We start from the raw sequence: 14,636 nt of genomic DNA on the forward strand, positions 1-14,636 counted from the left end.
TTCTAGGGAATCCCCGGATGCGGTAAAGTCATTACCTATCTGCTTTGGAGATAGGTTGGTCATGACTGAACACTGGAGCCTCGAGCAACTGCGCCTGTTCGTGCGGGCCGCCGAACTGCGTTCGTTCTCCGCCGTGGCCCGCGAGCAGCGCAAGGCCCAGTCGGCGATCAGCAGCGCCATCGCCTTGCTCGAGACGGACCTGGGCGTAACCCTGTTCGAGCGCAGCAGCGGCCGGCAGCCGCGCCTGACCGAGAGCGGCGCCGCGCTGCTGGAGGACGCCCGCGAGCTGTTGCGCCAGTGCGAGCGCCTGGATGGCCGGGCGCTGGCCTTGATGCGCGGGCAGGAGGCGTTGTTGCGGGTGGCCCAGGACGAGGCCATGCCCTACCAGCCGGTGATCGACAGCCTCGACGAGCTGGCGGCGCGCTATCCCTACCTGGAGGTGCAACTGGCCAGCGGCGCCCAGGGCGATGTGGCGCGCAAGCTGGTGGAGCGGCGCGCCGACCTGGGCTTGTTCTTCCACCATGAAAGTATTCCCGCCTCGTTGGAGCGACGCGCCCTGGGCAGTGTCGAGATGGTCACGGTGTGTGCCATCGATCATCCGCTGGCACACCTGGCCAAGGTCAGCCGCCAGCAACTGGCCCGCCATCGCCAGCTGTTGATCACCCCGCAGCAGAGCGGCTACCCCGGCGGCGAGGCGATCAGCCCGCAGGTCTGGCGCGCCGACAGTTTCTACGCCATGGCCGAGTTGCTGATGCGCGGCCTGGGCTGGGCCTGGCTGCCCCGGCATGTGGTGCAGTACCCCACCTACCAGACGCAGATGGTCGAGCTGGACAGCGAGTGGCGCCCGCCAGCGCTGGTGGCGGAGCTGGCCTGGCGGCGCGACGAACCGTTGGGTCCGGCCGCGCAGTGGCTGGCCGAGCGCTTCGCCGTGCACCTGCGGGCGATTGGCTGACAGGCCTTTTCATCCAGTTCCTAGTAAACTCCGCCGCCATGAACAGAACCCTCTATACCCTGCTGTTTCACCTGGGCCTGCCGCTGGTCGCGCTGCGCCTGTTCCTGCGCGGGCGCAAGGCGCCGGCGTACCGTGCGCGGATCGCCGAGCGCTTCGCCTGCCAGCTGCCGCCGATGCGCCAGGGCGGCATCTGGGTGCACGCGGTCTCGGTGGGCGAGAGCATCGCCGCCGCGCCGATGGTCCGGGCCCTGCTCAAGCAGTACCCGGACCTGCCGATCACGCTCACCTGCATGACCCCGACCGGCTCCGAGCGCATCCGCGCGATGTTCGAGGGCGAGTCACGGGTGCAGCACTGCTACCTGCCTTACGACCTGCCGTGGGCGGCCGGGCGTTTCCTCGACCATGTGCGCCCGCGCCTGGGCATCATCATGGAAACCGAGCTGTGGCCGAATCACATTCACCAGTGCGCCAGGCGCGGCATTCCGGTGGCGCTGGCCAATGCCCGATTGTCCGAGCGCTCGGCCCGTGGCTATGCCCGCTTCGCCGGCCTGACCCGGCCGATGCTCGAGGAGATGAGCCTGATCGCGGTGCAGACCGAAACCGAGGCCGAGCGTTTCCGAGCGCTCGGTGCGCGCGACGAATGCGTGCAGGTAACCGGTTCGATCAAGTTCGACCTGAAGATCGATGATCAACTGCTGCCGCGGGCCAACGCATTGCGGGAACAGTGGTCTGCCCGGCAACGTCCGGTGTGGATAGCTGCCAGTACCCACGATGGCGAAGACGCATTGATTCTCGAGGCTCATCGTGAGTTGCTGAAGGTCCACAGCGATGCGTTGCTGATCCTGGTTCCGCGCCATCCCGAGCGTTTTGCGGCGGTGCATGAACTGTGCGCCGGCCAATTCGCCACGGTGCGCCGTTCGACCGGCGATGCGGTCACGGCGCAGACCCAGGTGCTGCTGGGCGACACCATGGGCGAGCTGCTGTTCCTCTATGCCCTGGCCGACATCGCCTTCGTCGGTGGCAGCCTGGTGGCCACCGGCGGGCACAACCCGCTGGAGCCGGCGGCGCTGGCGCTGCCGGTGCTCATGGGGCCGCATGTGTTCAACTTCCTCGAGATCAGCGCGATGCTGCGTGAGGCGGGGGCGTTGCAGCAGGTGGACGATGCCGAAGGGCTGGCCGGGGCGGTGCGTCGGCTGGTCGAGCTGCCGCAGGATGCGCGGCGCATGGGCGAGGCGGGCAGGGCGGTGATGCGGGCCAACCAGGGGGCGTTGCAGCGGTTGCTGGATGGGCTGGGGCAACTTCTGAACTGAGGATCCTGTAGGCATTCGTGGGAGCGGGCTTGCCCCGCGATAGGGCCACGCCAGGCAATGTCACTGCCTGACCGGGCCCTATCGCGGGGCAAGCCCGCTTCCACGAAGCCTGTCCCTACAGGTGGTCTATGACCTTCAGGGCCGGCGTTCGAAATTCTTCGCTGCCGCCGCCGCCAGGTCCGGTGGCAGGAAATCCTTGTCCGGGTTGTAGTCGGCCTTCAGGTACCGCCCCAGGTCCTGCAGATCCTGCGGGCTGAGCGTGCCGGCGGCCTGCTTCAGGCGCAGGTTGTCGAGAATGTAGTCATAGCGGCTGTTGTTGTAGTCGCGCACCGAGGTGTACAGCTGGCGCTGCGCGTCGAGCACGTCGACGATGTTGCGGGTGCCGACCTGGTAGCCGATCTCGGTGGCTTCCAGTGCGCTCTGGTTGGAGATGATCGACTGCTTGCGCGCCTGTACCTGCTCCACGTCGGTATTCACCGCGCGGTGCAGGTTGCGGGTATTTTCCACCACCTGGCGACGCAGGCTTTCGCGCTGCTGCTCGCTCTGGGTCAGGCGGGCGTAAGCCTCGCGCACCTGGGAGCTGGTCAGGCCGCCGCTGTAGATCGGGATGTTCAGTTGCAGGCCGATGCTGGTCTGCTCCACATCGCCGCCATAGCGCACGTTCGGTTGCAGCTGTGAATTGGTGAATCCGAGGTTGTCGTTGTCGCCCTTCTGGTACTTGGCCACCGCGTCGAGGGTCGGCGCATGGCCGGCCTTGCGCTGGCGCACGGTCTCCTCGGCCGCTGCCACGGCGTGGTTGGTCGCCAGCAGGTTGAGGTTCTGCCGCCCGGCGGTCTCGACCCAGGCCTTGGCGTCGTTGGGCGTGGGCACCTGCACCGGCAGGGTATGGACCACGCCCTGGATCGCCGAGTACTGGCGGTTGGTCAGGGTGACCAGGGCCTCGAAGGCATCCTGTACCTGGCGCTCAGCGATGATCCGGTTGGCCCGGGCGGTGTCGTAGCTGGCCTGGGACTGCAGCACGTCGGTCTTGTCCGAGAGACCGACGTCGAAGCGCTCGTTGGATTGGTCGAGCTGGCGCTTGAAGGCCGCTTCTTCGGCCTTTGTCGAGGCCAGGTTGTCCTGGGCGCGCAGCACCGCGAAGTAGTTCTCGGCGCTCTGCAGGATCAGGTTCTGCTCGGTGGCCGACAGTTCCAGGGCGGCCTGTTCGTTGACCGACTCGGCGGCCTGCAGCTGGAACCAGCGGTCGGCGCGGAAGATCGGCTGCGCCAGGGTGGCGCTCCAGGCGTTGCCGCTGCGGTTGGAGGTGACTGACGGCTCGTCGAGCTTGGTCCGGGTGTTCATCATCTCGGCGCCGGCCGAAAGGTTCGGCAACAGGCCGGCGCGGGCCTGGGGCACCACTTCACGGCGGGCGCCGTAGTCGGCGCGGGCGGCGGCCAGGTCGGCGTTGTTGTCGACCGCTTCCTGGTAGACGCTGACCAGGTCGGTCTTCACCGTCGTGGGCGTATCCGCTGCCCAGGCCACTCCGTGGGACGCACAAGACACGGCAATTGCCAGTGAGAGTTTGCGCAGCATAGGGCAATCCTTGATCAAATTTTATTTACTGTACTGTCGGGTATCGAGCGATGCGCCAGTGTAGTGCCGCACGCCGTCATCAACAATCCGCCGCGTGTGCCATTTATCACCCCCGGATTTACCCGCTTGGCTTTGCCGGCCACTCCAGTCTAGACTGCGCATGTTCTTGTCGGGGTGCCTTGAAGCAAAGGCTGAGATCGCAGAGGTGCGGATCCCGTTGAACCTGATCAGGTTAGCGCCTGCGTAGGGAACAAGATTGCTCTCCTATCCCGGGAGCCTCTTGTGCCAGGTCCGGGATCGCCAAGGCTGTTTACAGCCCACGGCACCCCATGTCCGGCACTGCACTCGTCAACACGGGTGCGTCCACGCCTTTCAGGTTCACCCCGACATTCCACCGCCTGGAAGCTGTCTGGAGAGCCTGTGATGAGCAAACAAGAAAAAACAATCAGTCTGAGCGAGTCGGCCCAAGTCGACCAACAGTCCGTGCAACCCCTGCCCAATTCGCGCAAGGTCTATGTCGAAGGTTCGCGCCCCGACATCCGCGTGCCCATGCGCGAGATCAGCCTGCATGACACCCCCACCGACTTCGGCGGCGAAAAGAACGCCCCGGTGCTGGTGTATGACACTTCCGGCCCGTACACCGACCCCAATGTCATCATCGACGTGCGCAAGGGCCTGGGCGATGTGCGCTCGGCCTGGATCGACGCCCGTGGCGACACCGAGCGCCTGGATGGCCTGAGCTCGAACTTCGGCCAGCAGCGCCTGAACGACGCGGAGCTGGCCAAGCTGCGCTTCGCCCATGTGCGCAACCCGCGCCGCGCCAAGGCCGGCGCCAACGTCACGCAGATGCACTACGCGCGTCAGGGCATCATCACCGCCGAGATGGAATACGTCGCCATCCGCGAGAACATGAAGCTGCAGGAAGCCCGCGCCGCCGGCCTGCTGAACCAGCAGCACGCCGGCCACAGCTTCGGCGCCAGCATCCCGAAAGAAATCACCCCCGAGTTCGTCCGCGAAGAGATTGCCCGCGGCCGCGCGATCATTCCGGCCAACATCAACCACACCGAGCTGGAGCCGATGATCATCGGCCGCAACTTCCTGGTGAAGATCAACGGCAACATTGGCAACAGCGCCTTGGGCTCCTCGATCGAGGAAGAAGTGGCCAAGCTGACCTGGGGCATCCGCTGGGGCTCGGACACGGTCATGGACCTGTCCACCGGCAAGCACATCCACGAGACCCGTGAGTGGATCATCCGCAACTCGCCGGTGCCGATCGGTACCGTGCCGATCTACCAGGCCCTGGAGAAGGTCAACGGCGTGGCCGAGGACCTGACCTGGGAGCTGTTCCGCGACACCCTGATCGAACAGGCCGAGCAGGGCGTGGACTACTTCACCATCCACGCCGGCGTCCTGCTGCGCTATGTGCCGCTGACCGCCAAGCGCGTCACCGGTATCGTCAGCCGCGGCGGCTCGATCATGGCCAAGTGGTGCCTGGCGCACCATAAAGAGAACTTCCTGTACACGCACTTCGACGAGATCTGCGAAATCATGAAGGCGTACGACGTCAGCTTCTCGCTGGGCGACGGCCTGCGCCCGGGCTCGATCGCCGACGCCAACGACGCCGCCCAGTTCGGTGAGCTGGAAACCCTCGGCGAGCTGACCAAGATCGCCTGGAAGCATGACGTGCAGTGCATGATCGAAGGCCCTGGCCACGTGCCGATGCAGTTGATCAAGGAGAACATGGACAAGCAGCTCGAGTGCTGTGACGAGGCACCGTTCTACACCCTCGGCCCGCTGACCACCGACATCGCCCCGGGCTACGACCACATTACCTCCGGCATCGGCGCGGCGATGATCGGCTGGTTCGGTTGCGCCATGCTCTGCTACGTCACGCCCAAGGAGCACCTCGGCCTGCCGAACAAGGATGACGTGAAGACCGGCATCATCACCTACAAGATCGCCGCTCATGCCGCCGACCTTGCCAAGGGCCATCCGGGCGCGCAGATTCGTGACAACGCGTTGTCCAAGGCGCGCTTCGAATTCCGTTGGGAAGACCAGTTCAACCTCGGCCTGGACCCGGACACCGCCCGCTCCTTCCACGATGAGACGCTGCCCAAGGAGTCGGCCAAGGTCGCGCACTTCTGCTCGATGTGCGGGCCGAAGTTCTGTTCGATGAAGATTACCCAGGAAGTGCGTGAGTACGCGGCCAAGATCGAGACCGTTGACGTGACGGTCGAACAGGGCATGCGTGAGCAGTCCGAGCGGTTCCGCCAGGAAGGCAGCCAGTTGTACCAGAAGGTGTAAGTAGACCTTGGGGGCCGCTTTGCGGCCCTTTCGCGACGCAAGGCCGCTCCCACAGGTCCTGTATATGGCTCAAGTCATGCACGGAACCTGTGGGAGCGGCCTTGTGTCGCGAAACGAGGACGCAGTCCTCGCCAGCAACAACTCCAATATTCCGGCGAGCCCCCCATGACCACCCCCAGTCACTTCTCCCCCGATTACCCCGTCCCCTCCCACCACCGCCAGTTCGGCGCCCGCGACCTGTTTTCGCTGTGGTTCTCCCTCGGCATCGGCCTGATGGTGCTGCAGGTCGGCGCCCTGCTGGCGCCGGGCCTGGGCCTGGCCGGCTCGATACTGGCGATCGCCCTCGGCACGGCGGTGGGCGTGCTGCTGCTGGCGGCGGCGGGGGTGATCGGCAGCGACACCGGCCTCTCGGCCATGGCCACCCTGCGCCTGACGCTGGGTAGCCATGGCGCGCGCCTGCCAGCCTTGCTCAACCTCCTGCAACTGGTGGGCTGGGGCTCGTTCGAGATCATCGTCATGCGCGACGCCGCCAGCCTGCTGGGCGCCCGCGCCTTCGGCGAGGGCAGTGGCTGGAGCAGCCCATTGCTGTGGACCCTGTGCTTCGGCGCCCTGGCCACCCTGTTGGCGGTCAGCGGACCGCTGGCGTTCGTGCGCAAGGTGCTGCGCAAATGGGGCATCTGGCTGCTACTGGGCGCTTGCAGCTGGCTGACCTGGAACCTGTTCGCCAAGGCAGACCTGGCCGCGCTGTGGCAGCGCCCAGGGGATGGTTCGCTGTCCCTGGCCCTGGGCTTCGACATCGTCATCGCCATGCCGCTGTCGTGGCTGCCGCTGATCGCCGACTATTCACGCTTCGGCCAGCGTGCCAGCCGGGTGTTCGGCGGTACGGCGCTGGGCTTTTTCATCGGCAATGCCTGGCTGATGAGCCTGGGCGTGGCCTATACCCTGGCCTTCGCCCCGAGCGGTGAAGTGAATGCGCTGCTGCTGGCGCTGGCCGGCGCCGGGCTGGGGATTCCGCTGCTGCTGATCCTGCTGGACGAGTCGGAGAACGCCTTTGCCGATATCCACTCGGCAGCCGTCTCCACCGGGCTGCTGGTCAAGCTCAGGGTCGAGCACCTGGCCTTGGCCATCGGCGTGTTGTGCACGCTGATCGCCCTGCTGGCGCCGCTGGCCCAGTACCAGAACTTCCTGCTGCTGATCGGCTCGGTGTTCGCGCCGCTGTTCGGCGTGGTGCTGGTGGATCACTTCGTGGTCCGTCGCCGTCGCCTGCCGGCGCTGGTCGAGGGCTTGCACTGGCAGGCGCTGCTGGCCTGGGCGGTGGGGGTGGCGGCCTATCACCTGATGGCGAACGCGGCGCCGGAGCTGGGGGCGACCCTGCCGGCACTGCTGCTGGCAGGGGGGCTGCATCTGCTGCTATCGCTTAGCCGCGGCCGGGAAACAGCTCGGGCCTGATCACGCCATTGAGGCGCGGATAGGGGATCTTCAGCTCGACGTGGCCCATCGAGTAGGGCGCGATGGCGTAGACCTCGTACTTGATCACCACCGCGCCGTAGGTCAGGGCGATGTGCGGCGACTGCTTGAACGGCCAGGTCTTGACGAACTCGGGGTCCTTGTCCATGCCGGTGCTGATCAGCCAGGCGCGGTGGGATTCCTCGGCGGTCTTCCAGAAGGTCGCTTCCTGGCCGGGCACGAGCATGTCGTCCAGGGTCAGCACTTTGTCCAGCTTGCGCGAGTAGTTGATGAAGCCGCGCCCGGGCATGCCATGGGCACCGCCGCTGTCCAGGTAGCTGGACAGCTCGACGATCACCAGCCCGTCATGCTGCTCGCGTACCTTGGCCTGCAGGTAGCTGCTGTTGCGCTTGTCGGCACGGGCCAGGTACTGCTGTTCATAGGCTTGCAGCGAGGCCGGCGGGGTGCCGCGCTGGTTGTCCTCGGTCAGCGTCAGCAGGCGCTTCTCGACGATGGCGTCGAGCTTGGGCAGGGCGGGGAAGTGCACCACGTCGATGTTGACCAGCGGGCAGTCGCTCTCGCTGCAGCCGGGCTTGACGTGTTCCCAGGCCTCGCGCTTGACCTCGAGCGGGGCCCGGTAATTGGGCGTGAACAGGCTCTGGCAGGCGCCGAGCGCCAGTGCCAGGACGGCCACGGAAGTCAGTTTGACAAGCGTCATGTTGCCTCTTTCACAACGGTGATGATCGGCCTTTGACCGCCTGCGCGGCCTTCAGTTCGCCACTAAGCTAACAGAGAGCGGCGCGCCTGTCCCGGCTGCCCGAACGGTCGCCGGAAAGGGATGAAACCGGGCGGCGCGCAGAGTAGGATTGCGCGATGCGGTAAACGAGGTATCAAGGAGTTTGCATGACGGACACGTTGAATACAGTGCCCACCCAGGTCGAAATCACCCGGCGTGAGCATCTGTTCAGGGGTTTCTACAAGCTCGACAAGCTGCACCTGCGCCATGAGCTGTTCGCCGGCGGCATGAGCCGCGAGTTCACCCGCGAGCTGTTCGTGCGCCATGACGCCGTCTGTGTGCTGCCCTACGATCCGCAGCGCGACGAGGTGGTGCTGATCGAGCAGTTTCGCGTGGGAGCCATGGGCAAGGTCGGCAATCCCTGGCTGATCGAGATGGTCGCCGGGTTGATCGACAAGGATGAGCAGCCGGAGGAGGTTGCCCATCGCGAAGCCCAGGAAGAGGCCGGCCTGACCTTTTCCGCACTGTGGCCGATGACGCGCTATTTCCCCTCGCCTGGCGGCAGCGACGAGTACGTCCACCTGTTCCTGGGCCGTTGCATCAGCGAGGGCGCCGGTGGCCTGCATGGCCTGGAAGAAGAGAGCGAGGACATCCGCGTGCGTGTCTGGGCGTTCGAGGACGCCCTGCAGGCGGTGCGCGACGGGCGCATCTGCAACGCCGCCGCGATCATCGGCCTGCAATGGCTGGCACTCAACCGTGACGAAGTTCGAGGTATGTGGAAGTGAACCTGCTGCGCGAGCGCTATCGGGTCGACCTGGTCGGGCTGCAGTCGGCCTGCGAGGCCAACTATGCCCGCCTGATGCGCCTGCTGCCGGAGATGCGCACCACGCAGAGCTCGCGCCGCATCGGCATGACCCAGGGCGACCAGATGCTCGGCGTGCTGGTGCTCGAAGTGCTGCTGGCCTGTCCCTACACCACTACCCTCAAGGTGCGCCAGGAGCACAGCCTGCCCTGGCTGCCGGTGCCCGAGCTGGAAGTGCAGGTCTACCATGACGCGCGCATGGCCGAGGTGGTCAGCGCCGAGCATGCCCGTCGCCTGCGCAGCATCTATCCCTACCCCAACACGGCAATGCACCAGCCGGACGAGAAGGCCCAGCTCAACCTGTTCCTCGGCGAATGGCTGAGCCACTGCCTGGCCTGCGGCCACGAACTGGAAGCGGTGCGCTGAAATGTGATGCGCGTCGGTTTCGAGTACTTGCTCGAAACCGATCCGCCGCCATAATCGGTGCTGAATCCGTTCGAGGAGACGGCCGTTGCCGCAACCACACTCACTTCCGTCACCCATCCATGTGGTGCAACTGACTGACGCCCACCTGTTCGCCGACCCGGCGGGCACCTTGCTGGGCCTGAATACCCGCGCAAGCCTCGGGCATGTGATCGACCAGGTGCGCCGCGAGCAGGCGCGCATCGACCTGCTGCTGTGCACGGGCGATCTGTCGCAGGATGCCAGCGTCGCCTCCTACCATGCTTTCAGCGAGTTGACCTCGAAGTTGGGGGCGCCGGCGCGTTGGCTGCCGGGCAATCATGACGAGGCCCAGGTGATGCAGGCCCTGGCCCCGGAGCTGGTGCAGGCGGTGACGGACATTGGCCAATGGCGCATCGTCATGCTCGATTCGGCAGTGGTAGGTGCCACCTTCGGTTTGTTGGCTGACGACCAGCTGGCGTTGTTGGACCAGGCGCTGAGCAATGCAGGCGAACGCCATTGCCTGGTGTGCTGCCACCACCAGCCGGTGGATATCGGTTGCGCGTGGATTGCACCGATCGGGTTGCGCAATGCCGATGAGCTGTTGAAGCGCTTGCGCAGTTATCCACAAGTGAGGGCGCTGCTTTGGGGGCATATTCACCAGGAGTGGGATGAAGAGCGCGACGGTATCCGTTTCCTTGCCACGCCATCGACCTGCATTCAGTTCGCGCCGCGCAGCGAGGATTTCAAGGTGAGCGAGGAGCAGCCGGGCTACCGCTGGTTGCGGCTGCATGCCGACGGGCGGTTGGAGACTGGCGTGGAGCGGGCGCGCGATTTCGAGGTGAAGCTGGACTTCGATAGCCCGGGTTACTGAATCAGGGGACCGCTTTGCGGTCCTTTCGCGACACAAGGCCGCTCCCACAGAGATCGTGCCCTCAGCTGTTTGAAGAATTTGTTGCGAAAATCCCCACGCTGCGCCAATGCCCTTCGAACGCGCTACACTGCGCGTCTTTGCGTCCGGGGGCAGCATGTCGGGTTCCATCCTCTATATCCATGGCTTCAACAGCTCGCCGCTGTCGAAGAAGGCGCGCCAGCTCGAGGCGGTGATGCAGCGGCTCGGCCTGTCCGACCAGTTGCGCGTCCCCGCCCTGCATCACCACCCGCGTCAGGCCATCGCCCAGCTGGAGGCCGCCATTGCCGAGCTCGGTGCCCCCTTGCTGGTCGGCAGCTCCCTCGGCGGCTACTATGCCACTCACCTTGCCGAGCGCCACGGCCTCAAGGCCCTGCTGGTCAACCCGGCGGTCGGCCCGCACCGCCTGTTCGACGGCTACCTCGGCACCCAGCGCAACCTTTATACCGATGAGGCCTGGGAGCTGACCCACGACCACGTGGACGCCCTGGCCGAACTGGAAGTGCCGCCGCCGCAGGACGCCGCCCGCTATCAAGTGTGGTTGCAGACCGCCGATGAAACACTGGACTATCGCCACGCCGAGCGCTATTACCGCGCTTGTGCCCTGCGTATCCAGGCCGGCGGCGACCACAGCTACCAGGGCTTCGCCGAACAGCTCCCGGCCCTGCTGGCCTTCGCCGGCATTGCCCGCGGGCAGTATGCGGCGCTGGATTTTTCTGTATTTTGACTTTTGCATTCACCAGACTGACGACGAGAACCCATGGCCAATCCCAGCGCTAGCGCCTATAACGCAGACGCCATCGAAGTCCTCTCGGGCCTTGACCCGGTCCGCAAGCGGCCGGGCATGTACACCGACACCAGCCGGCCCAACCACCTGGCCCAGGAAGTCATCGACAACAGCGTCGACGAAGCCCTGGCAGGTCATGCCCGCTCGGTGCAGGTGATCCTGCATGCCGACCACTCGCTGGAGGTCAGCGACGATGGCCGCGGCATGCCGGTGGACATCCACCCCGAAGAGGGCGTTTCCGGCGTCGAGCTGATCCTCACCAAGCTGCACGCCGGCGGCAAGTTCTCCAACAAGAACTACCAATTCTCCGGCGGCCTGCACGGCGTCGGCATCTCGGTGGTCAACGCCCTGTCGAGCCAGGTGCGGGTGCGCGTGAAACGCGACGGCAACGAATACCAGATGACCTTCGCCGACGGCTTCAAGGCCAGCGAGCTGGAAGTGGTCGGCACCGTCGGCAAGCGCAACACCGGCACCAGCGTGTACTTCACCCCCGATCCGAAGTACTTCGACTCGCCGAAATTTTCCATCAGCCGCCTCAAGCATGTGCTCAAGGCCAAGGCCGTGCTGTGCCCGGGGCTGTCCATCAGCTTCGAGGACAAGGGCACCGGCGAGAAGGTCGAGTGGCACTACGAGGACGGCCTGCGTTCCTACCTGGTCGACTCGGTCAGCGAGTACCTGCGCCTGCCTGACGAGCCATTCTGTGGCAGCCTGGCCGGCAACAAGGAAGCCGTGGACTGGGCCTTGCTGTGGCTGCCCGAAGGCGGTGACAGCATCCAGGAAAGCTATGTCAACCTGATCCCCACCGCTCAGGGCGGCACCCACGTCAATGGCTTGCGCCAGGGCCTGCTGGACGCCATGCGTGAATTCTGCGAGTTCCGCAACCTGTTGCCGCGTGGGGTCAAGCTGGCGCCGGAGGACGTCTGGGAGCGCATCAGCTTCGTGCTGTCGATGAAGATGCAGGAGCCGCAGTTCTCCGGGCAGACCAAGGAGCGCCTGTCGTCCCGCGAGGCGGCGGCGTTCGTCTCCGGCGTGGTCAAGGATGCCTTCAGCCTGTGGCTCAACGCCCACCCCGAGCTGGGCATGCAGCTGGCCGAGCTGGCCATCAGCAACGCCGGCCGTCGTCTGAAGGCGAGCAAGAAGGTCGAGCGCAAGCGCATCACCCAGGGCCCGGCGCTGCCCGGCAAGCTGGCCGACTGCGCAGGCCAGGATCCGATGCGCGCCGAGTTGTTCCTGGTCGAGGGTGATTCCGCCGGCGGTTCGGCCAAGCAGGCGCGGGACAAGGAGTTCCAGGCGATCCTGCCGCTGCGCGGCAAGATCCTCAACACCTGGGAAGTCGATGGCGGCGAAGTCCTGGCCAGCCAGGAAGTGCACAACATCGCCGTGGCCATCGGTGTCGACCCGGGTGCTACCGACCTCAGCCAACTGCGCTACGGCAAGGTCTGCATCCTCGCCGACGCCGACTCCGACGGCCTGCACATCGCCACCCTGCTGTGCGCGCTGTTCGTCCAGCACTTCCGTCCGCTGGTCGAGGCCGGGCATGTCTACGTGGCCATGCCGCCGCTGTACCGCATCGACCTGGGCAAGGAGATCTACTACGCCCTGGACGAAGCCGAGCGCGATGGCATCCTCGACCGGCTGGTCGCCGAGAAGAAGCGCGGCAAGCCGCAGGTCACCCGATTCAAGGGCCTGGGCGAGATGAACCCGCCGCAGCTGCGCGAGACCACCATGGACCCGAACACCCGGCGCCTGGTCCAGCTCACGCTGGACGACGTGCAGGGCACCACCGAGATCATGGACATGCTGCTGGCCAAGAAGCGTGCCGGTGACCGCAAGAACTGGCTGGAAACCAAAGGCAACCTGGCCGAGGTCCTGGTTTGATTCGTCCGTTGCTCATGGCCTGCCTGGCGCTGTTCGCCCTGCAGGCCCAGGCCGGCGACTGGCCGCAGCTCAAGCTCAGCGGCGAGCACGTGGTCGATGGCATGCGCGGCGGCAACCTGTCGGGCCTGGCCTGGTGTCGGGGGGCGTTGTGGGCGGTGTCCGACCGCGATGACGACCGCATCTACCGCCTGGACCAGGAGGGCGCGGCCTGGCAGGCCCAGCCGCTGACCTTCACCCCGCCGCCGGCCCCCGATACCGGGTTGCCCTGGGGGCTGAAGTCGCGCAACTGGGCGGCGTCGTATATTCGTGGCGGCGCGCTGGATTTCGAAGGCATCACCTGCGACCAGGCCGGCAACCTGTTCATCGTCAGCGAGGCCCAGGCCGCCGTGCTGCAACTGCCTGTGGCCGGCGAGCCGGACTGGCTGAGAATCGACCAGGCCATGGTGCGCCAGGCGCGGGCCAGCGGCATGCTGCTGCATTTCAACGCCCTGTTCGAAGGGTTGGCGATCAACCCGGCGGGCGATCGCCTGTGGCTGGCCGCCGAGCGCGAGCGGCGCGGGCTGCTCGCCGTGCAGCGCCAGCAATCGGTATGGACCTGCGGGCGCGGCTGCGTGCTGCTCAGTGAAGCCGGCGTGGAAATGCAGCCTCCGCAATTTCCCGAGGCACGCCCGGTTTCCCGCGACTTCGCCGACCTGGCCTGGTTCGAGGGCAAGCTGTTCACCCTCGAGCGCAATGCCTACCGTATTTGCCGGCGCGACGCCGACAGTGGCGCCGTGGAGCGTTGTTGGTCGTTCGCCGCCGATGCCCTGGTGGAATCGCGTCGCTATTCACAGCCCTATGGCCTGGCCGAGGCGCTGGTGATCGACAAGGACGGCGCCTGGATCGGCGTGGACAACAACGACCGGCCACGGGCGGACGGTGAAACGCGGCCGGTCGTCTGGCGTTTCGGCGCGCCGGCCGGCGGCTGGAGCGCCAAGCCATGAGCCAGCCAGCGGGCAAGCGGGCGGGCAGGGTGCTGATGATCGTCGCCTGGGCGGCGGCGATGTTTTTGGCCACGCGCTTTTTCGGTCAATGGGAGGCGCGTCAGCAGAATCCCAACGCCGTGGTGCAGAGCGAGCAGGGCGATGGCTTCGTCGAAGTTCGCCTGCTGAGCAACGGCCAGGGCCATTTCGTCGCCGACGGCGCGATCAATGGCCGGGTGGTGCATTTCATGCTCGATACCGGCGCCACCGATGTGGCGATCCCCGAGGCGCTGGCCCGCGAGCTGGACCTGGCCCGCGGCGCACCGGTGCAACTGAGTACCGCCAATGGCCGCACCGAAGGCTACCGCACCCGGCTCGACAGCCTGCAACTGGGTGACATCCACCTGCGCGACGTGCGCGCACTGGTGGTGCCCGGCCTGGATGGCCAGGCCGTGCTGCTGGGCATGAGTGCCCTGAAACAACTTGAATTTACCCAGCGCGGCGGCACCATGCTGCTGCGCCAGAACCTGAAATGA

At 66.0% G+C, this 14,636-nt stretch carries 13 protein-coding genes and 1 riboswitch; of the genes, 11 read left to right on the forward strand and 2 right to left on the reverse strand.

What is annotated here, in order from left to right; all coding sequences use genetic code 11:
• The first annotated feature begins 61 nt into the window (after positions 1-61).
• Positions 62-952: a LysR family transcriptional regulator gene (locus HU751_RS10855; protein WP_050707182.1), complete on the forward strand. Its 891-nt coding sequence runs from the start codon at positions 62-64 to the stop codon at positions 950-952.
• A gap of 38 nt (positions 953-990) precedes the next feature.
• Positions 991-2,262 (forward strand): lipid IV(A) 3-deoxy-D-manno-octulosonic acid transferase, encoded by a 1,272-nt coding sequence (gene waaA, locus HU751_RS10860; RefSeq protein WP_186733372.1) that lies wholly within the window; start codon positions 991-993, stop codon positions 2,260-2,262.
• A gap of 135 nt (positions 2,263-2,397) precedes the next feature.
• On the opposite strand, the gene HU751_RS10865 is transcribed toward waaA, so the two are convergent.
• Complete coding sequence (locus tag HU751_RS10865; protein ID WP_186733373.1) at positions 2,398-3,834, reverse strand: TolC family outer membrane protein; 1,437 nt, start codon at positions 3,832-3,834, stop codon at positions 2,398-2,400.
• 160 nt (positions 3,835-3,994) lie between these two features.
• A riboswitch (TPP riboswitch) is annotated at positions 3,995-4,101 on the forward strand.
• 156 nt (positions 4,102-4,257) lie between these two features.
• On the opposite strand from HU751_RS10865, the gene thiC reads away from it, so the two are divergent.
• Both thiC and cytX read left to right on the forward strand, forming a co-directional pair.
• Positions 4,258-6,138 carry a phosphomethylpyrimidine synthase ThiC gene (gene thiC / locus HU751_RS10870; protein WP_050707179.1) on the forward strand — a complete coding sequence of 627 codons (1,881 nt, stop codon included), beginning with the start codon at positions 4,258-4,260 and terminating at the stop codon, positions 6,136-6,138.
• A 165-nt stretch (positions 6,139-6,303) separates the two neighbouring features.
• Positions 6,304-7,587 (forward strand): putative hydroxymethylpyrimidine transporter CytX, encoded by a 1,284-nt coding sequence (gene cytX, locus HU751_RS10875; RefSeq protein ID WP_186733374.1) that lies wholly within the window; start codon positions 6,304-6,306, stop codon positions 7,585-7,587.
• Here cytX and HU751_RS10880 read toward each other — a convergent pair.
• Positions 7,556-8,302 (reverse strand): RsiV family protein, encoded by a 747-nt coding sequence (locus HU751_RS10880; RefSeq protein WP_186733375.1) that lies wholly within the window; start codon positions 8,300-8,302, stop codon positions 7,556-7,558. The two genes, cytX and HU751_RS10880, sit on opposite strands and share 32 nt — an antisense overlap.
• Before the next feature lie 185 nt (positions 8,303-8,487).
• On the opposite strand from HU751_RS10880, the gene HU751_RS10885 reads away from it, so the two are divergent.
• From HU751_RS10885 to HU751_RS10915, 7 genes are all read left to right on the forward strand, one after another.
• The gene (locus HU751_RS10885; RefSeq protein ID WP_186733376.1) at positions 8,488-9,105 is read left to right on the forward strand and encodes an NUDIX domain-containing protein; all 618 of its coding nucleotides are present in this window, start codon (positions 8,488-8,490) and stop codon (positions 9,103-9,105) included.
• Positions 9,096-9,548, forward strand: coding sequence for a DUF1249 domain-containing protein (locus HU751_RS10890; protein ID WP_050707175.1), 453 nt, complete (start codon positions 9,096-9,098; stop codon positions 9,546-9,548). Before HU751_RS10885 ends, HU751_RS10890 begins: the two co-directional genes overlap by 10 nt.
• 85 nt (positions 9,549-9,633) lie before the next feature.
• On the forward strand, positions 9,634-10,437 hold the full coding sequence (gene cpdA, locus HU751_RS10895; protein ID WP_189657334.1) for a 3',5'-cyclic-AMP phosphodiesterase: 804 nt from the start codon (positions 9,634-9,636) through the stop codon (positions 10,435-10,437).
• Positions 10,438-10,591: 154 nt separating this feature from the next.
• Positions 10,592-11,200 (forward strand): YqiA/YcfP family alpha/beta fold hydrolase, encoded by a 609-nt coding sequence (locus tag HU751_RS10900; RefSeq protein WP_186733377.1) that lies wholly within the window; start codon positions 10,592-10,594, stop codon positions 11,198-11,200.
• 33 nt (positions 11,201-11,233) lie between these two features.
• Positions 11,234-13,138, forward strand: a complete 1,905-nt coding sequence (gene parE / locus HU751_RS10905) for a DNA topoisomerase IV subunit B (RefSeq protein ID WP_186733378.1) — start codon at positions 11,234-11,236, stop codon at positions 13,136-13,138.
• Complete coding sequence (locus HU751_RS10910) at positions 13,135-14,121, forward strand: esterase-like activity of phytase family protein (protein WP_186733379.1); 987 nt, start codon at positions 13,135-13,137, stop codon at positions 14,119-14,121. The genes parE and HU751_RS10910 overlap by 4 nt, the downstream gene beginning before the upstream one ends.
• Positions 14,118-14,636, forward strand: coding sequence for a retropepsin-like aspartic protease family protein (locus HU751_RS10915; RefSeq protein ID WP_186733380.1), 519 nt, complete (start codon positions 14,118-14,120; stop codon positions 14,634-14,636). Before HU751_RS10910 ends, HU751_RS10915 begins: the two co-directional genes overlap by 4 nt.

The sequence above is a fragment of the Pseudomonas peradeniyensis genome (assembly GCF_014268935.2).
GTDB lineage: Bacteria > Pseudomonadota > Gammaproteobacteria > Pseudomonadales > Pseudomonadaceae > Aquipseudomonas > Aquipseudomonas peradeniyensis.